This is a genomic window from Nocardiopsis oceanisediminis, assembly GCF_048595525.1.
Taxonomy (GTDB): domain Bacteria; phylum Actinomycetota; class Actinomycetes; order Streptosporangiales; family Streptosporangiaceae; genus Nocardiopsis_A; species Nocardiopsis_A oceanisediminis.
Window position 1 is genome coordinate 22,286 of sequence record NZ_JAFMZJ010000001.1, and the last position, 19,845, is coordinate 42,130.

At 70.9% G+C, this 19,845-nt stretch carries 26 protein-coding genes and 1 pseudogene; 9 read left to right on the plus strand and 18 right to left on the minus strand.

What is annotated here, in order from left to right; all coding sequences use genetic code 11:
• Window positions 1-161: 161 nt before the first annotated feature.
• Window positions 162-917, plus strand: a complete 756-nt coding sequence (locus tag J0910_RS00205) for a GntR family transcriptional regulator (RefSeq protein ID WP_420156503.1) — start codon at window positions 162-164, stop codon at window positions 915-917.
• A 152-nt stretch (window positions 918-1,069) separates the two neighbouring features.
• Window positions 1,070-1,630, plus strand: a complete 561-nt coding sequence (locus J0910_RS00210) for a hypothetical protein (protein WP_420156504.1) — start codon at window positions 1,070-1,072, stop codon at window positions 1,628-1,630.
• 110 nt (window positions 1,631-1,740) lie between these two features.
• Here J0910_RS00210 and J0910_RS00215 read toward each other — a convergent pair whose 3' ends face one another.
• Entirely contained in the window at window positions 1,741-1,929 is a 189-nt protein-coding gene (locus J0910_RS00215) for a DUF397 domain-containing protein (protein ID WP_420156505.1), read from the minus strand.
• Between the two features lie 6 nt (window positions 1,930-1,935).
• The gene (locus J0910_RS00220) at window positions 1,936-2,802 is read right to left on the minus strand and encodes a helix-turn-helix domain-containing protein (RefSeq protein WP_420156506.1); all 867 of its coding nucleotides are present in this window, start codon (window positions 2,800-2,802) and stop codon (window positions 1,936-1,938) included.
• Between the two features lie 131 nt (window positions 2,803-2,933).
• Here J0910_RS00220 and J0910_RS00225 point away from each other — a divergent pair, with 131 nt between their 5' ends.
• The 6 genes and pseudogenes from J0910_RS00225 to J0910_RS00250 all read left to right on the plus strand — a co-directional run bounded on the left by J0910_RS00225 (window position 2,934) and on the right by J0910_RS00250 (window position 4,581).
• A complete protein-coding gene (locus J0910_RS00225; protein ID WP_420156507.1) occupies window positions 2,934-3,329 on the plus strand; it encodes a hypothetical protein in 396 nt (131 codons plus the stop codon).
• Window positions 3,329-3,565 (plus strand): hypothetical protein, encoded by a 237-nt coding sequence (locus J0910_RS00230; protein ID WP_420156508.1) that lies wholly within the window; start codon window positions 3,329-3,331, stop codon window positions 3,563-3,565. Before J0910_RS00225 ends, J0910_RS00230 begins: the two co-directional genes overlap by 1 nt.
• The gene (locus tag J0910_RS00235) at window positions 3,565-3,957 is read left to right on the plus strand and encodes a hypothetical protein (RefSeq protein WP_420156509.1); all 393 of its coding nucleotides are present in this window, start codon (window positions 3,565-3,567) and stop codon (window positions 3,955-3,957) included. The genes J0910_RS00230 and J0910_RS00235 overlap by 1 nt, the downstream gene beginning before the upstream one ends.
• Window positions 3,938-4,081 (plus strand): annotated as a pseudogene (locus J0910_RS00240) (helix-turn-helix domain-containing protein); the annotation flags it as partial. The gene J0910_RS00235 and the pseudogene J0910_RS00240, both read left to right, overlap by 20 nt.
• 33 nt (window positions 4,082-4,114) lie before the next feature.
• Complete coding sequence (locus tag J0910_RS00245; protein WP_420162123.1) at window positions 4,115-4,333, plus strand: hypothetical protein; 219 nt, start codon at window positions 4,115-4,117, stop codon at window positions 4,331-4,333.
• On the plus strand, window positions 4,333-4,581 hold the full coding sequence (locus J0910_RS00250; protein ID WP_420156510.1) for a hypothetical protein: 249 nt from the start codon (window positions 4,333-4,335) through the stop codon (window positions 4,579-4,581). The genes J0910_RS00245 and J0910_RS00250 overlap by 1 nt, the downstream gene beginning before the upstream one ends.
• 870 nt (window positions 4,582-5,451) lie before the next feature.
• On the opposite strand, the gene J0910_RS00255 is transcribed toward J0910_RS00250, so the two are convergent.
• The 6 genes from J0910_RS00255 to J0910_RS00280 all read right to left on the minus strand — a co-directional run bounded on the left by J0910_RS00255 (window position 5,452) and on the right by J0910_RS00280 (window position 8,017).
• Window positions 5,452-5,577: a hypothetical protein gene (locus J0910_RS00255; protein WP_420156511.1), complete on the minus strand. Its 126-nt coding sequence runs from the start codon at window positions 5,575-5,577 to the stop codon at window positions 5,452-5,454.
• 203 nt (window positions 5,578-5,780) lie between these two features.
• A complete protein-coding gene (locus tag J0910_RS00260; protein WP_420156512.1) occupies window positions 5,781-6,020 on the minus strand; it encodes a hypothetical protein in 240 nt (79 codons plus the stop codon).
• A 60-nt stretch (window positions 6,021-6,080) separates the two neighbouring features.
• Complete coding sequence (locus J0910_RS00265) at window positions 6,081-6,401, minus strand: hypothetical protein (protein ID WP_420156513.1); 321 nt, start codon at window positions 6,399-6,401, stop codon at window positions 6,081-6,083.
• 79 nt (window positions 6,402-6,480) lie between these two features.
• The gene (locus J0910_RS00270; protein WP_420156514.1) at window positions 6,481-6,669 is read right to left on the minus strand and encodes a hypothetical protein; all 189 of its coding nucleotides are present in this window, start codon (window positions 6,667-6,669) and stop codon (window positions 6,481-6,483) included.
• Between the two features lie 52 nt (window positions 6,670-6,721).
• The gene (locus J0910_RS00275) at window positions 6,722-7,714 is read right to left on the minus strand and encodes a DUF932 domain-containing protein (RefSeq protein ID WP_420156515.1); all 993 of its coding nucleotides are present in this window, start codon (window positions 7,712-7,714) and stop codon (window positions 6,722-6,724) included.
• Window positions 7,715-7,807: 93 nt separating this feature from the next.
• Complete coding sequence (locus J0910_RS00280) at window positions 7,808-8,017, minus strand: hypothetical protein (RefSeq protein WP_420156516.1); 210 nt, start codon at window positions 8,015-8,017, stop codon at window positions 7,808-7,810.
• Window positions 8,018-8,106: 89 nt separating this feature from the next.
• On the opposite strand from J0910_RS00280, the gene J0910_RS00285 reads away from it, so the two are divergent.
• A complete protein-coding gene (locus J0910_RS00285) occupies window positions 8,107-8,532 on the plus strand; it encodes a hypothetical protein (protein ID WP_420156517.1) in 426 nt (141 codons plus the stop codon).
• Window positions 8,533-8,587: 55 nt separating this feature from the next.
• Here J0910_RS00285 and J0910_RS00290 read toward each other — a convergent pair whose 3' ends face one another.
• From J0910_RS00290 to J0910_RS00335, 10 genes are all read right to left on the minus strand, one after another.
• Window positions 8,588-8,824 carry a hypothetical protein gene (locus J0910_RS00290; protein WP_420156518.1) on the minus strand — a complete coding sequence of 79 codons (237 nt, stop codon included), beginning with the start codon at window positions 8,822-8,824 and terminating at the stop codon, window positions 8,588-8,590.
• 11 nt (window positions 8,825-8,835) lie between these two features.
• Complete coding sequence (locus tag J0910_RS00295; RefSeq protein WP_420156519.1) at window positions 8,836-9,765, minus strand: peptidoglycan recognition protein family protein; 930 nt, start codon at window positions 9,763-9,765, stop codon at window positions 8,836-8,838.
• A gap of 119 nt (window positions 9,766-9,884) precedes the next feature.
• Window positions 9,885-10,121 (minus strand): hypothetical protein, encoded by a 237-nt coding sequence (locus J0910_RS00300; RefSeq protein WP_420156520.1) that lies wholly within the window; start codon window positions 10,119-10,121, stop codon window positions 9,885-9,887.
• The gene (locus J0910_RS00305) at window positions 10,118-10,597 is read right to left on the minus strand and encodes a hypothetical protein (protein WP_420156521.1); all 480 of its coding nucleotides are present in this window, start codon (window positions 10,595-10,597) and stop codon (window positions 10,118-10,120) included. The genes J0910_RS00300 and J0910_RS00305 overlap by 4 nt, the downstream gene beginning before the upstream one ends.
• Window positions 10,598-10,605: 8 nt before the next feature.
• Window positions 10,606-10,881, minus strand: a complete 276-nt coding sequence (locus tag J0910_RS00310; protein WP_420156522.1) for a hypothetical protein — start codon at window positions 10,879-10,881, stop codon at window positions 10,606-10,608.
• Window positions 10,882-10,890: 9 nt separating this feature from the next.
• Complete coding sequence (locus tag J0910_RS00315) at window positions 10,891-11,430, minus strand: hypothetical protein (protein WP_420156523.1); 540 nt, start codon at window positions 11,428-11,430, stop codon at window positions 10,891-10,893.
• A gap of 11 nt (window positions 11,431-11,441) precedes the next feature.
• Window positions 11,442-11,990, minus strand: coding sequence for a hypothetical protein (locus tag J0910_RS00320; RefSeq protein WP_420156524.1), 549 nt, complete (start codon window positions 11,988-11,990; stop codon window positions 11,442-11,444).
• Window positions 11,969-12,427, minus strand: coding sequence for a hypothetical protein (locus J0910_RS00325; protein ID WP_420156525.1), 459 nt, complete (start codon window positions 12,425-12,427; stop codon window positions 11,969-11,971). Before J0910_RS00325 ends, J0910_RS00320 begins: the two co-directional genes overlap by 22 nt.
• A gap of 14 nt (window positions 12,428-12,441) precedes the next feature.
• On the minus strand, window positions 12,442-16,230 hold the full coding sequence (locus tag J0910_RS00330) for a carbohydrate binding domain-containing protein (RefSeq protein WP_420156526.1): 3,789 nt from the start codon (window positions 16,228-16,230) through the stop codon (window positions 12,442-12,444).
• Window positions 16,227-19,841 carry a phage tail tape measure protein gene (locus tag J0910_RS00335; protein WP_420156527.1) on the minus strand — a complete coding sequence of 1,205 codons (3,615 nt, stop codon included), beginning with the start codon at window positions 19,839-19,841 and terminating at the stop codon, window positions 16,227-16,229. Before J0910_RS00335 ends, J0910_RS00330 begins: the two co-directional genes overlap by 4 nt.
• Between the last annotated feature and the right edge of the window lie 4 nt (window positions 19,842-19,845).

Below are 19,845 nucleotides of genomic sequence, written 5' to 3' on the forward strand. Positions count from 1 at the left end.
GTCAACGGGGAGGATTTCCGGGCGGGTGACCAATTCACCACCACCAAAGATCACTCTTCGTTAGGTTATGACGTAATCACTGTCACTCGCCGCCCTCCCTACGTCAATAGGTCATGACCTATCCTGGCGGCCACACAATCCCAACCCCGAAGGAGGCGGAAATGACCCGCTGGGAGGAAATCGCCCGCGAACTGCGCAATTCGATCACCAGCGGAGAAATTGCCCCCGGGGACGTGATCCCGCGCGAGGCCGACCTGCAGGAACGCTACGGCGCCTCCCGCATCACCGTCCGCCGGGCCGTCGACGAACTCCAACGCGAAGGCCTGGTCGACAAGATCCGCAAACGCGGCACCGTCGTGCGCGCCCATCCCCCGCGCCACCCGCTCACCCGCTCCCGGCGCGTCTTCCGCGACGAGCTGGGCTACTACTTCGACCCCCTCGCCCAAGGATGGCGCGCCCTGCGCACCCCGACCGTCACCGCGGCGCCGGCCCCCGCCGACGTCGCCCGGATCCTCGGCGTGGACCCGGGAGGCGAGGTGACCGTCCGCTCACGGGTCATGGGCGACCCCGCCACCGGCCAGGCCGCCCAGCTCGCGACCTCCTACCTCGCCCCCGACGCCGTCGCCGAGCTGCCAGTGCTCGCCGCGCCCGACACCGGCCCCGGCGGCATCTACGACCGCATGGAGGAGGCCGGGCACGGGCCGCTGGAGTGGGAGGAGGCGATCACCGCCCGGATGCCCGCGCCCGCCGAGGCCGAGCACCTCGCCCTGGGGCCGGGGATCCCGGTGCTGCGGATCGTCCGCACCACCCGCGGCGCCGACGGCCGCGTCCTGGAGGTCAACGAGACCGTGGTCAGCGCCGGCCGGTTCGAGGTGGGCTACCCCATCGAGCGGGACGCCGGCGCACTACCCGAATAGGCGGCAACCCGCCCGCCCTCAGCGAGAGGCTGCCTCCGCGCCTTGAGGTTGCCCGGGTTTCCGAAAGCGGCCTCATCCGGCATTCCGCCTCGTGTCCGGCACACCACGGCGTAGCCTCCCGGGGACATCCCCCTGACACCGAGGAGGCGCGTATGAAGCGCATCACCGTCCCCGCCGCTGCGGCTCTCGTTCTGTTCTCGGCGGGCTGCTCCGGGGCGGCGTCCGACCCGGAGCAGCCCACCCCGGAGGAGGCGCCGGTCGCTGAGGAAGCCGCAGGCGAGGAGGAGGCCGGCCCCGCGACGGTGGGCCTGGACGGGCCCCACGACTTCGGCGACGGGTTCACTGTCGAGATCACCGATCTTCGCCGGGAGGTCGACCCCGACGGCTTCAACAGCTCGACAGGGGAAGAGGGCGAACTTCCGTATGCGGCGTGGAAGTTCGAGATCACCAACACCAGCGGAGCCCCGCTGCACACTGGGTCCACGACGAGCGCGTGCTTCGTCGGAGACCCCTTGGAGGAGAGCGAGCAACCGGTCCTCGGCGAGTCGGTGAACCCACCGGACACGCTGGCCGACGGCCAGTCGGCGACCTGGGATGCCGACTGCTGGATGGGCGAGGAGGAGTCCCAGCTGCAGTACACGCTGGAGTTCTGGGACGAGGAAGGGGCGGAGCCGACCTACACGGTCACGTTCGCCGGCGAGGTCCCGCAGTGATGCGCACCTGGTGCGGCAGCCGCTAGCATTCTTCTGATGCTCTCCGGAGCACTCAGGTGCGCGTCGGCCCCCTCTCCCCTAGCTGGTGAGGGGGCCGACGTGTTTCCAGGTCAAAGGCGGTTCGCCTTGACGTCGCGGAGGAAGCAGCGCCACTCGGCGGCGGGGAAGGCCAGGTGGCCGTCCTGCCTGTTCTTCGTGTCGCGGATCGCGCCCGCGCCGGCCTCCAGGTCGGCGACTTCGACGCAGTTCTGGTTGCGGTTGCTATAGCTGCTCTTGCGGAACTCAGGTGTGGTGTTCATGGGCCGCTAGTCGCTTTCTTCGGAAATGATCTTTTCAATGAAGGCAGCACTCTGGACGGTGGTCAGGGCAGCCGCCTGGACATCGGCGAAGAGCGCTACGCAGTCGGCGACCTCGTCCGGGTCCTCCTCGAACAAGCCGCTTCCCACCGAGTCGGTGTAGACGATCGGCCGGTCCAGCGGGTCGGGAAACTCAAGGATGCTGATCGGGCTCCCCAGCGCGGCGTGCGCCCCGACGGAGAACGGAAGCACCTGAATGTCGATGTTCGGGAGCTGACCGACACGCAGCAGGTACTGGAACTGCTTGCGCATCACGTCCGCCCCACCGAGCGGGCGGCGCAGTGCGGCCTCGTCGATGATCGCCCACAGTCGCGGGGGCGCTTCGAACCGCGTCAAGATCTCTCGGCGCTCCATACGGGCGTCCACCTGCCGCTGCAGATGCCCCGGTGAAGTGAGCCGGCCTCCACGGAAGACCGCTTCGGCGTACTCCGGTGTCTGCAGCAGACCCGGGATGGTAGCGACCTCATATGTCCGGATCAGGCTCGCTTCAGCCTCGAAGTCAGGCAACGGCTCGGCGCCGAAGATGTCGCGGTACTTCCACCACCAGCCCTTCTGCTTCGCGTCGCGTGCGAGCTGGTGCATTGCTTCGCGGGCGGCGTCGTCCTCGACCCCGTACAGGCTCAGCATCGCGTCCAGGTCGGAGGGCTTGACGGTCTTCAGCTCGCTGGTCTCCACGCGCCCGACCTTCGCGCGGGCCCAGTCCAGCCGGTCAGCAGCCTGCTGGAGCGTGTATCCCGCCTGTTCGCGCAGTTGACGGAGCTGCGCGCCGAGTCGGCGGCGGCGCACCGAGGGGCTGTAGGACTGCGTGCGTGCCATGGGAACCAGTCTAGCCCGGAAGAAAAAAGAGAGAATCCCAGATAGTCTCTTGCAAAGAATGCACATCTGGTCTCATGATGGTGCCCACCTGAGTAGCCCAGCTCTATCGAGAGATTGGGAGAGCATCAAACATGAAAATCGTCAAAGTACGCACATCACGTAGTCGACCCTGCTCGGCGTCGGCTTCCCCGGAGGTGGCCGTGGCCGCACCCCAGGAGTTCGTACTGGCCGATGACGCCCTCTACAGCGATGGCCGCGAGCTGAGCGGGGCCGAGGTCGACACGATCGCCGCCCGGCTTGAGCGGGCCCGGCTGTCCACCTGGTGGCGCGAACTGCGCTTCACCTACCCCCTCGGCTGCCGTGTGCGCTGGGGCCGAGCCCAGCAGGCCACTGTCGTCGGCTACAGCCACGCTCCCGCCGGAACCGGCCCAGCCGAACACCGCCTGCGCGTCCGCACCCGCCGGGGAGACGAGATCCTGCTGCCCGTCAGCGAAGCCGTCCGGCTGCGCGCCTCGGAGGTGGAGTGATGACCGCCCGCTCCGCTGACGCCTCCCGCCAGCTCCTCGACGCCATCTCCGGCGTCCTCACCCCGGCTCCCGCAGCCAACGAGCTGTGGGCACGTGACCGCCTGGTCTCCGACCGGGCCGCGCACGTCGCCTCGGTGCTGGCCATGGCCGACGAGGTGAGCACGGAGGCCCTGACCGCCGGCGTCCGCCAGGCGGCCGCGTACTTCCCCGTCACCTACCGGGAGGCGGCGCTGTGATGATCACCTACACCCCGCCGCCACCGCCGAGCAGCGCCTACCAGCGCTTCGTCGACATCGCCCTGGACCACCGGGACTGGGACATCGGCTACCGCGCCGATGAGACCGGGACCGGCCGCTTCGAGGCACTGCACGGGTCCGGCCTGGCCATCAGCACTCCCGACTTGGGAGCTTTCGCCCTGCTGCTCCGGCTCAGCGACGAGCGGCTGTTGGACCTGGAGGACCCGCCTGCCCGGGTCCGCCCCTACCTCGTCGCCTGGGAGCGCGAGCAGGCCGAGCGCGAGGCCGAGGAGACTGCGGCACTGATGGTCATCGCCCGCCGCCACGGCGAAGCCTCGGACGTCGTCAACGAGGTCGACAGGAGGTGGGCCCGTGAGCGCGCCTTTGCTTAGCGCCAGCGCCGCCGCCGACCTCCTCGGCGTCTCCCCGACCACGATCGCCCGCTGGGTCAACTCAGGGAAGCTGGCGTACATGCGGACCCCCGCGGGTCACCGGCGATTCTCCCTGGAGGTCATCGAACAGCTTCGAGCCCCCGCAGAAGGAGGGGCCGTGTCTTCCTCCGCCGCTCACCACCGCATCATCAGAGCCCCCCACCCCGACATGGTCCAGGTCGAGGCCGACCCCGCCGGCACCGTCCTGATCCCGGCCCCCGGAGTGGAGGTCCTGCTCTCCCCGGGCGGATCCAGTGCGGCCTACCTGGCCCGGCTCAACGACGCCATCGCCGCCGCCCGCGAACTCCTGAACCGCTCTGCTTCGGGGAGGTCCTGATGCCGACCAAGGCCAAGCTCCTTCTTCCTCGGGTCCACCGCCCGGACCCGGTCACCGACCACGCCGACGGCCTCTACGACCGCCTCTCCGAGGCACTGCGCGAACGCGGCCGGACCGTCGCCGACCGGGCCCGGAACCAGAAGGCCGCCGACGAGGCGTTCACCGCGCTGGACAGGCACCTGCGGCGGGGCGGGCAGCTGCCGACCCCGTGGCGGGGGGCGTCCCAGCCTCCCGACCCGCGCCCCTGACCGCCGCGCCCCGGCCACCCGGCCGCTGAGGCCGGGGCGCGGCCACCTCGCCGGGCCGCCCGTTCCCGCCTCCTTCCCTGTACGGGCGGCCCGGCCCCACCGCGGAAGAGCACCCGGGGTGCTGCAGTCCCCCGCCCCACCGGGCCGGGGAGCGCCCCGGGCGGGCCACCGCCACCGCCACCGAAGACCACGGAGACCACAGTGCGCCGGTTTGGGAGACCCGGCGCTCCCGGGCGGTCCGCCTCTGCGTGCGGCGCCGCCGCCGGCCCCTCCCTGTCCCCGGCGGGGAGGGGTCGGCAAGATCGACCAGCATCGACCAGCGAGGAGGAGCATGCGCACCACCAGCGGAATGCCACCGCCTTCGAGGCCCGTTGCGGCCAATCCAGCCGATTCGGTGGCGTGGAGGGAGGCGGGTGTGGTGACGTCGGAGGCACCACCAGGGTGTCCCGCTCGCGCCCTCCCGCTGCCGCTGCTACGGCGTGGTGATCTGCAACCCGTGTAGAGACCCCCGCGCGTCTCTATTCCTATGACCCCGTGAGGCGCGCGGGCCAAGCCCCGGCCGGGGCCGGGCGGCACCGCAGAGGGGCGGTGCCCAGCGGGGCGGACCACCAGGTCCGCCCCGCTTCATCGTGCGGCGTGCTGTGGCGCGCACGCGGACCGGGATAGCGTGCCGGAGGCACCCTGGAAGGGGGCCGGAAGCGCGTGTGCTGCGCCCGCCCCGTCTCGGACGCGGGGCCGGGGTTCTGGCCGCCCGGGGCCGGAGGGGTGTGGCTTCCTCATCGCCCGAAGAGGAGAGGTCGTGCTGCACAGCGTCGGTCTCGGGTGCCGGGGAAGGCCGAAGGCCGCCCCCGGGGCTCGGGGGCGACGCGGTCAGTGCAGCATGGCCTCGACGATGAGGATCGCGATGAGGTGGGCCACGACCCCGAAGGCGACAGCAGCGGCCAGGTTCTCGGCACCGTGGAAGAGACGGATGAGGCGGGCGTAGTACTCGCGCATTTCGACCTCCTGTAAGGGTGACGCAGGCCGCGTGATCCCGGTCCGCGTGCGCGCGCAACCCCGCCCCGGAGCGCAGCGAAGGGGCGGGGTTGCCGAAGGTCGCTGGCGTCTGGCGCGGCGACGCCCCGGGGAAGATGTCACCCTTACCCCCGGGGCGTCTTCCCGCCGGGAGAGGTCGACCATCCCGGCGGGCGCCTTTGAGGCTACCCGGCCGCGCGCAGCTCGGCCCGGTAGGCCGAGGCGTGCATCCGGCGGCCGCGGCGGCGGGCGTCGCGGAGGCACAGCTCCTCGGCGACGTCGGCGGGCGGTTCGCCGTCGTCGTAGCCGGGCTCGACGAACATCCACCGGTCGATGGTCGTGATGCGCAGGCGGCGCCCCAGCAGGGCGCCCGCGTCGACGACCTGCTGCTCGTAGGTCTCCAGGCCGCGGTCCCGGGCGTCCATCGTGGTCTCCTTCCTCGGAAGTGCGGCCCGCCCCGTCCCCTCCTCGGGGCGGGCCGCGGTCTACAGGGTGAGCATGTCGCCGAAGACCGCGCGGGCCTCCGACTCACTCATCTCCTCCCTGGCCTGGCAGCGAGGGCAGGAAGAGGTGTGCAGCTCCTCCACCCGCTCCAACTGGGAGAGCGGGGTGCGGCCCTCGATGATGGCCAGGCAGGCGGCGTAGGCGCGGGCCTCCGCCATAGCGCCCTGCGCGCCGGGGCCCCACTGGGTGGGGTCGGTGCGGTCAGGCCACGACTCCCCGCGCTCGGCGAGGATGGCGGTCAAGTCGTGCCAGGCGGCCGCGGCGAGCTTGGCGATGGCGGTGCGTTCGGTGCGGGTGGACATCTGGGATCTCCTCAGGTGGTGGGGCCCGGGGCGGGAGCGAGTCGGACGGGCCGCATACCCGCCCCGGGCGGTCTTCGGGTCAGCCGCACAGGATGTGCCGGTAGACGGCGTCGATGGTCTTGGCGGCCTGGTCGTCGTCCATCTCGTCCAGGCGGAGCAGCGGCTCCAGGTCGACGTCGGCCCCGGCGGCGCGGGCGTCGGCGGCGGCCTGCAGGTAGGTCGTCCAGGTGGCGGCGGAGCAGCGGGCGGGGCGGTAGCGGACGGACATCGGTGCCTCCGAGAGGTAGGGGCGGGGCCGGGAGCGGGTCCGGCCCCGCCGGTCAGGCAGGGGTGAAGGCGTCGAAGGCGCGGGCCTTGAGGGCATGGGCGGTGCCGGAGGTCAGCACCCGCTCGGCGCGGGCGGAGTCGGCGTCGCCATCGCCCCGCACCGGGGCGACGTGGTCGAGGTACTCGGCGATGGCCTGGTAGCCCGCCCACGCGGTACCTCGGATCGCGGCGTTGGTGTCGGCGTCGGCGAACAGGGCGCCCACCTCGTTCTCCCGGCGGGCGCGGTAGGCGCGGGTGCGGGTGGTGGGGTCGTCGGGCATGGGCCACAGGTCGCGGACGATGTCCATGAACTGGCCGTCCGTCAGGCTGGCGTCGATCATCTTCTCGGCTTCGGTCTGGAAGCTCTCCAGGTAGCGCCAGGTGAGCCCGAGCGCCTGGCGGGCCTCTTCGATTCGGGCGGTCGCCCCGGCGGTGTGCCGGATGGACCAGGAGGCCCGAGCGCCGCGGAGGGCGGCGGCCTGCGTGTTCGCGCACACCACCCGGACCGGGGAGACGATGGTCCGCATGGGGGCGGTCCCGTCGTGGGCGTTCATCGCGGCGATGTACAGGTCGACCTGGTCGACACCGCCGACAGTCATGGTCTCGGGCAGGCGGAGCGTCACGAACACCTCGCGTCCCCGGCGGAGGCTGCCCGCGGTCTCGAAATGCGCGCCGGACTCATCGACCAGCGCGTCGAGGAAGTCAGCCAATGCCTCGTTCTGCACGGGGGTGTAGGCGGAGCCGACGACGCCGAGCACGTCCGGGGCGCCGCTGTCGGGGTGGGTGCGGACGGTCGCGTAGGAGCCAGGGACCTTCAGCTCGCGCCCGCCGACCTCGGTGGTGAGCGGGGTCTTGCGGACGTCCCAGCCGCCGAGCCGGGCGACGCGCATCGCAGTCGCGGCGTCGAAGGTGCCGGGGAGAGTGGTGCCGAGCTTGTGCCAGGCGTCGGTGCGAGCGGTGGCGAAGGCGGCGGAACCGTCGACGAACTGTTCGATCTGGTGGGCCATTGGGGGTCTCCTTCGTTGAAGCGATACCATTATTATACGCGCTAGCGAGTCATTTATTGAGGAAAAGGGGCTAACCTCCAGGTCAGACATCCCTTACTCGGACTTGCGCGGGCGCCCCCGCGGGCGGCGCGACGTCTTGAACGCCTCCACCGTGGAGGCGTACCACCACGGAGTGCGCTCGTCGTACCGCCCGTCCGGCTGCGGCGCCGACCCCCGGGACACCATCTTCCGCCACCCGCCCGGCGTCATCTCCGCCAGGCCGGCGGCCTCCTTCGTCGTCAGCCGGCGCTCTTCGGTGCTCACCTTGACACCTTAGCGCGTCGTTTTTCTGTATCTCCTGACAGGCGGAATTCCCGCGCCTACGCTGGAATCCCCATGTCGAGGAGCCCCCGATGCGCGTTCCGCTCATCCTCGCAGCGGCGGCCGCCCTGCTCATCCCCGCGGCCTCAGCCAGCGCCCTCCCCCACCGACCACCGGCCGCCGAAGACTCCGCGCCCGCGAAGGCCCCGGCCGCCTCTTCGCCCGCGCCGCGTGAGCTGCCGCCCGCAGAGCTGACGGCGACGGCGAAGGTCGCCGCCGAGCAGTACATCCCGTCGGAGCCCGCCCCGGGCGATCCGGCGCCGGACACCTCCTACAGCGAGTGCATGGAGATCTGGCAGGACGATTCCCTGTGCTCCGGCGGCGGCCCCGCCGAGCCGGCCCCGGACCCCCGCGGCGGGGAGGGAATCCCCTCGGTGGACGAGCAGATCGCCCAGTGCATCGCGCAGACCGGGCTGCCGAAGGAGTGCGAGGACAAGATCCGCTACGGCATCCCCTAGAACACGGCGAAGGCGCCCCGCCCTCTCGGGGAGGGCGGGGCGCCGGAAGACCGCATCATCTGGTGTAGGTCGGCTTGGCCTGAGTAAGCCCGGCCGACAGCATCAGCCTCCCCACCACCGGCGATACGTGTTCTTCGACCAGGCGGGCCAGCCCGTAGTAGGCGGCGGTCACCACCACGGTGACGATCTCGGCGAGGGCGCCCTCGGGCAGGTCCAGGCCGATGCGTGCGGCCTGGACGAGCAGGATCCCGACGACCACCGGGACGAGGGTGCGGACGATGGAGTCGTACATGCGGGTTCTCCTCATGTGATGGGCTTGGTCCACAGCAGCGGCCACGTCTTCGCGCCCACGAGGCCGTCGACGCCGCCGGTCTCGTGGCCTTCGCGCACGGCTTCGGCCTGGACGGCGCGGATCGTGCGGGCGAGTCCGGCGTCGTACCGGTCCCCGCGGGCCACCCGCCAGCCGCGCTCCCGGAGCCGGCCCCGGATCCGGCGCACGTGCGGCCGGTCCGCGGGCCAGTACCCGGAGTGGTTCCGCCGGTCCGGCGACTCCGGCCCGAACCAGTGGCCCGAGGCGAGCGGGAAGGCGGGCGCGTCCGGGCCGGTCTCCGGCGGATCGTCCGGGGCACCGGTGAGCCCGATGTGCCCGAGCGTCTGCGGACCGGCGATCCCGTCCACGTCCAGGCCGTGGTCGGCCTGGTACTCGCGCACGATCCGTTCCGTCTGCGGGCCGTAGAACCCGTCGGCGCCGATGGTGTAGCCGCGGTCGCGCAGCGCCCGCTGCAGCTCGGCGATCGCCTCGCCGTACTCGTAGGGCTCCAGGAGCCCATCTCGGTCTTCTCGCCGGTACTCCTGGCCGCCGGTGTCGGGAAGCCCGTCGAGAGGCATGCCGGCGCGCACCCAGGAGTAGAAGGCATCGCCGGGGCAGTCGGTGGAGTAGACGTCGCGGTGTCCGCGGACCGCCAGGCGGCGGCCTGCGCGCCGGTTCGCCTCCTCGTAGAGAGCGCGCACCGTGCGCAGCGCCGCAGCCGAGGGGCGCGCCCGGGAGTAGGAGCCGATCACGCAGATGCCGATCCCGGAGGTGTTGTGACCGGGGGCGTGGGCTCCCTGCACGGTCCACCCGCGGCCCTCGTAAGCGGTTCCGTCTGCGGCGACGAGGAAGTTGTAGCCGACGTCCGACCATCCGCGGGAGTCCATGTGGAAGTCCTGGATGGCGCGGGGCGTCTGGCTCACGGGGCCTTCGGAGTGATGGATCACGACCTCGGTGCGGCGCGACCAGGAGACGTAGGAGCGGGAGCGCGGAGCCCGTGCCCCCCACCTGGCGCGGCTGACGATGGAGACCAAGGTTCCTCCTAGGTGAGGGCGACGACGAGGGTGACGATCCCGCCGACGACGACCGCCACGACGGTGACGATCGCGATGGTGTGGGTGCGCATCGCCTTGAGGTCGTCGGCGGTGACGCACGTGGCGACCCGCTGGTAGAGGTCGCGGATGCGGGACTCGTGGTCGTCCTGGCGGGTCAGCGCCACATCCAGGCGGGTGCGGATCTCCACGAGCAGGTCCCGCGTCTCGCGGTCGGGATCGGTCATGGCGTGGCCACGCCGTCCTCGATGGCCAGCTTCAGCTGGGCGTGGATGACCTTCTTCGCCGAGGTGGCGTTGTGGCGGACCCGGATCGCGACCGGGGTGTCCGGGTGGACGAACAGGGCGTGGTGCTTGGCCCGGTACTGCCCGCCGGGGTTGGGCGCCTCGTGCTCGGTGCAGGTGGTGTCCGGGCCGCCGGCGAGGTTCAGCGGGTCGCGGATGTACTGGTCGCGGACCTCGGTGTAGTCGCCGCCCTCCCAGTGGATCATCGCGGTGAGCGTGCCCCACCCGGTGACGGCCGGCCAGATCAGGGCGGACCGGTCGTCGGGGTAGGTGGAGCATGCCCCGTCGGGCTGACCGGCGTCGTGCATCCCCCAGGGGTCGTAGGATTCGCCAACGTAGGGGAATTTCAGCAGCGTGTAGGCGTCCGGCTGGATCTCCTGGTCGTCGTTGTTGATCAGCGAGCACACGTACAGGGCCACGGCATCTCCTAGGAGATCGGGGACTGGAGGACGGCGACACCGGTCACGAACAGGGCTGAGGAGTCGTCGGCGGTGGTGTCGGTCCACTTCGTGACGCGGACCCCGTGCTCGGTGGTGAGCACGTGCTGTTCGGCGGCGGTGCGGGCGGTCTCCCACGTGTCGGCGTCCAGTTCGGTCTCGCCGATCCGGAACAGGCCGTCGCCGCCGCGGTTCACCGTGACCGGCGTGTGCGGGAGGAACACCTCTGTAGCCCGGTCGAGGGCGTAGCGGTAGGGGTCGATCACCTCGGCTCCTCAGTAGGGCAGGACGATCAGGCGGCGGCGCTGGAACGTGGCCGTCCCGGAGCTGGTGCGGTACTTCATGGTCCAGGTGTTCTCGCCGGGGGTGAGGTCGTCGAAGAACACCGCGTGGCTGCTCTGGTGCCGGCCCTCGGCGCCGGTGGAGTTCGTGAGGGCGCGGACGTCGTTGCCGGCGATGTTGGAGGCGCCGGTGACGTCCACGGTGACCCGGCACGTCGTCGGCTCCGAGTTGCTGGACCGCATCTCGCAGGACCACAGGGCCAGCGCCAGTTCCCCCGTCTGCACGGTGACGGTCGGCCCTTGGGTGGCCAGGTCGTCATATGAGGTGGAGGTGGTGGTCTCCTCGGTGACGATGGTCTGCCGCCGGCCGACGCGCTCGACGATGCGGTGAGCGGAGTCGGTGACGAAGTATCCGCCCTGCTCAGTGGCCTTCGCGGCCGCGCTTTCCAGCAGGTTGTCGCGGAGGTGGGTGTTGAGCTGGGCGGCGGTCAGGACCGACCCGGCGACGAAGGTCATGGGCGCTGTCCACGCCATTGGGAGGCCTCCTAGAACGGGATCACGACGATTCGGCGGGACAGGAATTCCCCGGTGCCGCTGGAGCAGCGGTACTTGGCCGTGAACGTGTTCGACCCGGGGGTGAGCGGCAGGCTCGCCGCGGTGTGCAGGGCGACTCCGGAGCAGACCACTGCGGCCCCTTGCGCGCCGACGATGCCGATGCCGCGGTTGTCGGCCGGGGATATCGCGGTCGCCCCCGCCACCTCGTAGGCCATCCGCGCCGACCCGCTGGTCCCGGTGTTGCTGGCCACCCCGTGGACCATGACCAGGGCGCCCACTCCGGTCTCCACCGTCACCGACGGGCCGAAGGTTTCCAGGTCGGTGTAGCTGGTGGAGGTGGTGGTCTCGGTGACCAGGACCGCGTCCGCCGCGCCGAGGCGTTCCGCGATCTCGTTCGTCCCGGTTACCGCGAAGTGGCCGCCTGCGGTGGTGGCCTTTCCGGCCGCGGTCTCCAGCAGGTTGTCCCGCACGGACGCGTTCCAGGCGGCGGCGGTCAGGGCCGTTCCGGCGACTGCGGTCAGCGGAGCAGACCACGCCACGGTGTCCCCCCTTCCAGGCTGGAGGGCGCACCGCCGGAGGTGATCTCGTGGGCGTGCTCGGCGGCCTCGGCGTACAGCTCGGTGGGTGTCTGGCCGTGCGGGGCCCCGTACCGCACGGCCAGTGGGTGCCCGGCCGGGTACCAGTTCCTCGTCTGCGGGACGGGCCGCTCCGCGAGGGCCTGCCAGATCTCGGCGGCGTCCGGCGGCCACTCCACCGGCGCGACCAGCTGGCAGTTCCCGCACTGGATGACCGTCTGCCGCGGCCGGAGGAGTTCGGCGCCGCCGCAGTAGGGGCGGATGCAGTCGGCGACCCACCGGCCGTGGTTGACGTAGGCCCGCGCCGGTTCGACCGTGAGCTGGCCGGGCGCGGGCGCCCACCGGGCCGGATCCTCACCCGGCGGTGGAATCGGGCGGTGGCCGCGAAGCCGCGCGTTCAAGGCGCTGAACAGTTTCAATGTCCCATCAGCCCTTCGTCGAGAGTGGACTGGTCGAGCACGAAGAGGCGGTCCGGGTCGTCGATCCCGGGCAGGGCGAACACTCCTTCGTCGAAGCCCTTCGTCTCGTCGTCGAAGACCAGCGCGTCCGCGTGCTGCTCACGCACCCGCTCGCACCCGAAGGCGGCCTGGTGGTCGTGGCCGACATCGGCGATGGAGTGCTCGATGCGCTCCACGAAGTGGTCGTGGTCGGTGAAGGTCTCCGGCTCGATGATGCGGACCCGGTCGGACAGGTCCCGGCGCAGGATCTGGTCCATGCGCTGGGTGTGGCCCCTGCCGACGACGGTGATGGTCATGATCGGCAGCCGGTCGGCGCGCTGCCCCAGGATGATCTGGGCGATGTCGGCGACGTCATGCACACCGGCCAGGTCCAGGTCCCCTTCGTAGGAGCGGCGGCCGTGGACGGCGATGGACTGCTCGTCCTCGGCGCGCACCTGCACAGTGCGTACCACCGGTACCGGTGTCGCCCTCAGCCTCAGGCCGCGGATCGTCGCACCGGCGGGCCCGGCCTCCATGCGGATCTCGGTGGACTGGCCGCTGGTGCGGGACAGCGCCACGGTGACTTCCCCGGAGAGGACGACGTAGTCGTAGTCAGCGGGGACGATCAGCTCCTGGTCGGCCGAGGTGATCCGGTGGCCGGCGACCGGGGAGACCGCGTACAGGAAGGGGTCGTCGGCCTGTACCCGGATCGTGCGCTGCTCGGAGGCGGCCAGCGTGAGGACGCCTTCGTCCTCCCACACGACCTCTTGGTAGACGGGCGCGCGTTCGGCGACATCAACCTCGATGGAGTTGACGATGTCCTTCCACCCGATGTCGTATTCGACCGGGCGGGAGAAGACCGGTTCGGCGCCGGTGTCGCGGAAGGCGGCCTGCACGCTCAGCGAGGCCTCGCGCTGGAGCCGGTGGTGCCGGTCGCGGAACACGAAGTCGCCGCTGCTGGAGACGAACGCGAACGCTGCAGGCCCTTCGGCCTCGACGACTTTGGACAGCACGTCGAAGGCGTCACCGTACTCGCCCCACCACCAGCGCAAGGTGGTGGCGCCGGCGTCCAGGTCGCGGCGGTCGGCCGGCCATCCGATCGCGTCCAGCAGCACCCCGATCGCCTCGCCGGTGCGCAGGGACGGGTACAGGCGGGTGGAGATCTTGGCGTTGCGGAGCCGGGCCAGGGTGTCCAGTGCGGTGAACTGCACCGAGCGGGACTCGCGCACCGGGTCCAGCTCGTAGTCGTCCAGGAACCCGCGGAAGAGCGAGTAGATCTTGCCTTGCCAGGTGGCGCGGATCAGCACAGGGCGGCCCGGCCCCACCTGCCCGGCCAGAGACGAGGCCGGGTTGTCCGGAGAGTAGTCGTGCGATCGGTTGTCGATCTCGAACCCGGTCTGGCCTGGAGCGATCGCGGACAGGTTGCGGGCCTGGTCGCGCCCGTAGGAGATGTCGACGGCGGTGCGCAGGCCCAGTACCCGGCCGGTGATGTCCTCGCCTTCGCCGAGCAGCTGTACCACGTCGACATAGACCTGCTCACCGCCCGAGGTCGCTGCGGCGGGCTCGATGCGCAGGTCTCCGGTGGGGGCCGAGGCGGTGAAGGCGACGCCGATCTGCTCCCACTGCTGGCTGCCGGTGGAGGCCGTACCGGTCTCGCCCCCGGCAGCCAGCCGCACCGCGGCACCGCCCGAGGTCACCCATACCCACGCCGATGCCGTGTAGGTCCGCCCCTCGATGAGCCCTGTCAGCTCCCGGAACGCGTACTGGGTGGCGCCGTCCGACCAGGTGATCAGCATCGATGCGTCACCGGAGTAGGCCTGGCCCGTCGACCGCTGGAGGGTCGGGGACTCGTCCGGCTCCGGGATCGGCTGCAGGGAGGCGACGGCGACCGTGATCCCGTGGGCGCGGGCGTAGGTGTGGGCGGCGGTGAAGGTGTGCGTCGTGCTCGTCTCGCTGCTGGTGAGCTGGCGGGTCGCCAAGGAGCCGCCGGTGAAGTCGTTGCTGGACTGCTCGGAGCGTTGGGTGAATCCGGTCGGCGCGGTGATGCTGATCGGCTGCGACCCGGCGGTGGTGTAGGTGACCCGCAGCCGCGGCCGCTGGCTGCTGCTGGCGTTGTACCCGCGGAAGTACCCGTAGTCGTTGCGGTCCCCGGCCGAGGGGCGGCCGGTGGTGATGCCCTTGGCGGTGTTGTCGCGCAGCTCCTCGCCGACCGCCACGGGCAGGTCCACGTACTTCGTCTCGCCCTTGTTCCACGAGTGGCTGCTGCGGTTGAACGTGCCGTCCGTCGACGTGCTGCCGCCGGGCTCGGCGGCGTTGTTGTGGGTGCCGAAACGGGCGGTCAGCCCCGAGCTGAACCAGGAGTGCTCGTTGGAGAGCCGCAGTTCGACACGGTCGATGGCGGAGCCGGCCAGGTCGGACTGGATGGTGGCGTGGTCGAACCCGGCCTTGCCGTACTGCTTGCCGGTGCCGTCGCCCAGCAGGGTGTCTCCCTGGTAGAGCCGTGTGCCGCTGCGCTTCCCGAACCCGTACCAGGACGCGGACCAGACCGCGTCGTAGGTTTTCGTGAACTGCTGAGGCGGCGGGTCCTCGTACTGCGCCGCTGCCCACCGCAGTTCCACATCGTCTGCGTGCGTCGGGGTGATCCCGGGCGTGGGGATCAGCGTGTCGCCGGCGAACGGAGCGAAGCTCGCGACGACCGGGGTGACCGCGCCGTCCGCGCCCTGAACGGCCGCGATGCTCACCACGCTGTTCGCGCCGGTCCCGTGGGTGAACACGTAGTCCGCGGGCTCACTGGAGGCAACCCGCCACCACACCTTCGTGTGCAAGCTGCCGGTGCCTCCCGTGACGGTCTCCAGCAGCGTCCACCCCGACGGGGTGGTCAGGTCGGTGTCGTCGCCGAGGTCGGCGGACTGCACCGCCACGAGCACGTCGCCGTCGGCCACCCCCGCCGGGACCGGGCACGTGAACGACCCCGCCTCGGCGGACTCCGCCGAGGACACGGAACGGATGCTGGCCGGGGTGGGCTCGGGCGGCGCCGGCGGTTCAGGGACCCGTCCCCACCCGTCCAGGCCCGCCTCGAAGTCGCCGAGCCCCAGACCTTCGTCGGTGTCCCAGTCGACGAAGAACTCGTAGGAGGCGCGCCTTTCCGCGCCGTTGGGTTCGGGGCCCGGTCCGGGATCCTCGCCTTCGGGCTCCAGGAGCACGGCGGCCGCCGCCATGCGCCCCGAGCTGGACGAGGAAACCGTGTGCGTGGTGGTGGGCCCGTCAGCGGTGATGGGTTCCTGCGCCGCGGCGGAGATGGTCGCCTGCGTGATGAGGGTGTCCATGGCAGCGGGGAAGGTCGGCTCGGTGCCGGCGGCGCCGGACCAGTGGAACCCGAACCCCACCAGCATGTCGTCGGTGGCCGCCGTCAGGGACGGCATGTCCACGGAGGTGACGCCCTCGGCAGAGGCCACCCCGTGGTCGCGCACTGCGGCCGCCCCGCGCCAGGTCGACAGGATCGCGTGGTGCTGGTGGGAGGCGTTCCACTCCCAGGTGTAGGAGGCCGGTTCGTTGTCGGCGGTGCGCGTGTACAGCCACACGGCGGTGCCGGTACCGATCTGGTGGCGGAACAGCTGCGTCCACCCGGCGGGCGGCGTCAGGGTGTCGGCGTCGTTCGCGCTGAGCCAGGCGAGCACCAGGTCGCCGTCGGCCGTGCCGGAGGGAACGTCCACGGTGACCGAGGCCTGGAACCCGCCCGCGGACGCCGCGGCAACGTGGGTGATCACCGGCGCACCCTCACTGTGCCGCGGGTGACCCGGCCCTTGCGTTCGGCGGCCGACAGCGCCTCTACCACCAGGTCCTCCGCGTGCTTCTTCGAGGTGATGACCGACCCGCGCAGGTCGATGATGATCTGCTGCGGCGGCCGCTCGTAGTCCGCGCGCGTCAGCGGCTCCGGGCGCCCGAGCCGGTTGTCGAGCAGGTTGAGCCCCGGCGACAGCACAGCCCCCTTGTCGGCGATGCTGGCACCCCCGGGCCCCCGGACGGGGTTAGCAGGGCGGTCGCGGCGGACAGGCGCGAACCCGTACCTGTACGGGAACAGGCCGGAGTGGGATCCGCGGGCGCCCCGGCCCACGATGACGCCACGCGATCCGCGGCTCTCGACGTTGACGCCCATCAGTGTTCCGGCGGTGTGGCCGACGCCGGCATGGGTGATGCCGACCTGGAACGGTGACCGGAGGTTGCGCACCCACCCGGGCGGGGCGCCGCCGCGGAAGCTGTGCGTGCTGTACCTGCGGAAGTAGGGGCCGACCCCGCGGATACTGTTCTCGATGGCCCCCATGAACCCCGAGCAGTCGTACCCGCCGGGCCCCGCGCCTCCCCACACATAGGGCTTGCCGTGCTGGGCGCGCGCGAACTTCGCGGCGCGGCGCAGCCGCTGGCTGGCGCTCTCCAGGCCTGCCCACCCGGCGGCCCCGCCGACCATGGACGCGGCGTAGTCGTCGTCGGCCTTGCCGAACCGGTCGAGAACCTTCTTCTTGATCGCCTGGAACGCCCTGTAGGGGATGCCCGCGAAGTCGTCGCCCTTGCCGAACCGGTTGGCCAGGCTGTCGCTCAGGGCGTTCAGCGGCTTGGTGGCCCACTCCTTGACCTTGCCGACGATGGAGTCCCACTTGTCGGACAGCCACCCGACGATGCCGCCGCGGGCGAACCCGGCCTCCTGGGAGAAGGAGGAGAAGGAGGCGGTGGCGTCCCTGGGGGCTTGGCCGAGGCCGAGCGCGTTGGTGCGTTCGGACAGGCGGCGCACCGCCTGGACGCCGCCGGAGTTGCCGACCCGGTTGAGGGCGTGCACGAAGCCGGCGCCCAGGCCGCGGACGACCTCGGGGACCAGGACGCCCTCACCGGACCGCATCGGGGTGAGCACGTCGTCGCGCTTGGCCACCTGGTAGCCCGGGATGACGCCGCCGCGCCGGAATCCCTTGGGGGGGTTCATCGAACCGAGCGTCGACAGGCCCGGGACCTTCTCGGCGATTTTGTTCCACAGCTTGCGGAGACCATCGTTGTAGACGGTCTCGATCAGGAACTTGACGGGGTCCTTCGCGATCTCCTTGAGCTTGTTCCACGCCTTCTTCACACCGTCGCGGGCGCGCTCGAACGCGCTCACGACCTTGGAGCGCAGGGTGTTGATGGCGCTGGAGACGCTGTCGCGCAGCGACCGGGCCCGCGAAACGACCCAGTTCTTTACGGAGTCCCAGATCGCCCGAGCCTTGTCGCGGACGGCGATGAACGCGGACAGCACCTTGATGCGCAGGGTGGTGACGGCGATCAGGGCCAGCAACCGCATCTGGTTGACGCGGGCGACGATCCAGTCCCGCACCACAGCGAAGATCGCCGCAGCCCTGTCCCGAAGCGAGGTGAACCAGCCGATGACCCCGTTGACGAGGTCGGGCACCAGGCTGTTGCCGACGAGCCAGTTGTAGATCCACCGGAACGGGGCGCTGATCGTGGTGATCAGCCCGGTGACGATTCCGGACAGGATCGTCACAGCGCCGTTGAAGATGCCGACGACAGCGGTCCACAGTCCGGAGAAGACGGCCTTGACGCCTTCCCACATCCTCGACCAGTCGCCGGTGAACAGGCCGATGAAAATGTCGAGGAGGCCCGAGATGACCGACAGGGCCCCGGAGAAGATCCCGGTGACCATCTGCCAGGCGCCTGAGACGATGCCGGCGACCATCTGGAAGGCGCCGCGGAAGTTGGCGACCACGACCGTCTGCAGGAAGTCGACGACCGTCATGATCGTGTCGCCGTGCTCTTCCCAGACGCCCTTGATGACCCCGACGGCACCGGAGACGATCTCGGCGATCTGACCGAAGATCTTCTCGAACTTCGGGCGGACCTCGGCGATGAAGTCCATGACCGCGCCGAAGGCACTCAGCGCGGTGGCCTTGATCTTGGGCCAGGTCGCCGACCACCACGCGACCAGGGCCTCCAGGCCGGGGCGGAGGACGCCGTCCCACAGCGCCGACCAGCCGGCCTTGATGGCCTCCCAGGTGGCGACCACACCGGCGCGGAAGGTGTCGGAGCGCTTCCAGGCCATCCAGACCGCGATCCCGAGGGCTGCGATCCCGGCGACGACCGCGGCGACCACGCCCACGACGGGGGTCATGACGCCGGCGATCGCGCCGACCGAGGTGATCAGCATCCCGACGACGATCAGCAGCGGCCCGATCGCCGCAGCGACGATGCCCAGGACAACGCCGATCTTCAGCAGCCACGGGTTCGTCTCGGCCAGCGCCTGCGTCCACTCGGTGACCTTGGAGATGATCGCGGTGGCCCACTCCAGCAGGCCGCTCTCAGCGACCGCGATCGCCAACCCTTCCAGAGCGGACTGCAGCTCCTTGACGCCGCCGTTGAACCCCTCCATCTGCGTGGCGGCGATCTCGGAAGCGGTTCCGCCCGCGTCGCGCAGGTCTCCGGTGAGGGTGCTGAGGGCATCCGCCCCCTGGGACACGAGGGCCTGCATGGCCGGCCCGGCCTCCACGCCGAAGATCGTCATCATGTCGGCCGTCGAGGCCCCGGCGCCTTCGAGCTGGCCGATGATGTCGACCAGCGGCAGGAGCTGGCCCTTGGAGTCGGTGACGCTGACGCCGAGTTCAGCGAGCTTGGAGGTCACCTCGGCGGTCGGTGAAAGCAGGCGGGCGATGGACCCGCGCAGCGCCGTGCCGGCCTCCGACCCCTGGATGCCGGCGTTGCCGAGCAGGCCGATCGCCGCCGAGGTCTCCTCGATGGACAACCCCGCTGAGGCGGCCACGGGGGCGACGTACTTGAACGACTCGCCCAGCATCGACAGGTCGGTGTTCGTCGAGGTGAACGTCTTGGCGAGGATGTCGTTGAGCCGTCCGACCTCGGCGGCCTCCATCCCGTAGCCGGACAGGATGTTGCTCGCGACGTCGGCGGCAGTGCCCAGGTCGACCGCCCCGGCGGCGGCGAGGTTGAGCACACCGGGCAGGGCGTCCATGGTCTCCGAGGCGGAGAACCCCGCCATGGACAGGAACTGCATGCCTTCGGCAGCCTCCGACGCGGAGAACTGGGTGGTGGACCCAAGGTCCTTCGCCATCTCGCGGAGCTGGTCGAACTCGGCGCCGGTCGCGCCGGAGACAGCCTTGACCCGCTGCATGGACGCCTCGAAGTCGCCGGCCGTCGTGATGGCCATGCCGCCGATCGCAGCCAGGGGCGCGGTGACCGAGGCGGTCATCGTCTGGCCGACCCCGCGGACCGCCGACCCGGTGGACTGCATCTTCGTGGCGAAGCCGTCGATGTCCTTGACGGCGTCCCGGACGCCTTTCCCGACGTACTTGGCGAAGATGTTGAAGCCGAGGGAGGTGACAGCCGCCACGGGC

What these genes read in the sequence shown, in the direction of transcription:
- J0910_RS00205 (WP_420156503.1), top strand. Translation starts at nt 162, where the DNA reads ATGACCCGCTGGGAGGAAATCGCCCGCGAACTGCGCAATTCGATCACC.
- J0910_RS00210 (WP_420156504.1), top strand. Translation starts at nt 1,070, where the DNA reads ATGAAGCGCATCACCGTCCCCGCCGCTGCGGCTCTCGTTCTGTTCTCG.
- J0910_RS00215 (WP_420156505.1), bottom strand. Translation starts at nt 1,929, where the DNA reads ATGAACACCACACCTGAGTTCCGCAAGAGCAGCTATAGCAACCGCAAC.
- J0910_RS00220 (WP_420156506.1), bottom strand. Translation starts at nt 2,802, where the DNA reads ATGGCACGCACGCAGTCCTACAGCCCCTCGGTGCGCCGCCGCCGACTC.
- J0910_RS00225 (WP_420156507.1), top strand. Translation starts at nt 2,934, where the DNA reads ATGAAAATCGTCAAAGTACGCACATCACGTAGTCGACCCTGCTCGGCG.
- J0910_RS00230 (WP_420156508.1), top strand. Translation starts at nt 3,329, where the DNA reads ATGACCGCCCGCTCCGCTGACGCCTCCCGCCAGCTCCTCGACGCCATC.
- J0910_RS00235 (WP_420156509.1), top strand. Translation starts at nt 3,565, where the DNA reads ATGATCACCTACACCCCGCCGCCACCGCCGAGCAGCGCCTACCAGCGC.
- J0910_RS00250 (WP_420156510.1), top strand. Translation starts at nt 4,333, where the DNA reads ATGCCGACCAAGGCCAAGCTCCTTCTTCCTCGGGTCCACCGCCCGGAC.
- J0910_RS00255 (WP_420156511.1), bottom strand. Translation starts at nt 5,577, where the DNA reads ATGCGCGAGTACTACGCCCGCCTCATCCGTCTCTTCCACGGTGCCGAG.
- J0910_RS00260 (WP_420156512.1), bottom strand. Translation starts at nt 6,020, where the DNA reads ATGGACGCCCGGGACCGCGGCCTGGAGACCTACGAGCAGCAGGTCGTC.
- J0910_RS00265 (WP_420156513.1), bottom strand. Translation starts at nt 6,401, where the DNA reads ATGTCCACCCGCACCGAACGCACCGCCATCGCCAAGCTCGCCGCGGCC.
- J0910_RS00270 (WP_420156514.1), bottom strand. Translation starts at nt 6,669, where the DNA reads ATGTCCGTCCGCTACCGCCCCGCCCGCTGCTCCGCCGCCACCTGGACG.
- J0910_RS00275 (WP_420156515.1), bottom strand. Translation starts at nt 7,714, where the DNA reads ATGGCCCACCAGATCGAACAGTTCGTCGACGGTTCCGCCGCCTTCGCC.
- J0910_RS00285 (WP_420156517.1), top strand. Translation starts at nt 8,107, where the DNA reads ATGCGCGTTCCGCTCATCCTCGCAGCGGCGGCCGCCCTGCTCATCCCC.
- J0910_RS00290 (WP_420156518.1), bottom strand. Translation starts at nt 8,824, where the DNA reads ATGTACGACTCCATCGTCCGCACCCTCGTCCCGGTGGTCGTCGGGATC.
- J0910_RS00300 (WP_420156520.1), bottom strand. Translation starts at nt 10,121, where the DNA reads ATGACCGATCCCGACCGCGAGACGCGGGACCTGCTCGTGGAGATCCGC.
- J0910_RS00315 (WP_420156523.1), bottom strand. Translation starts at nt 11,430, where the DNA reads ATGGCGTGGACAGCGCCCATGACCTTCGTCGCCGGGTCGGTCCTGACC.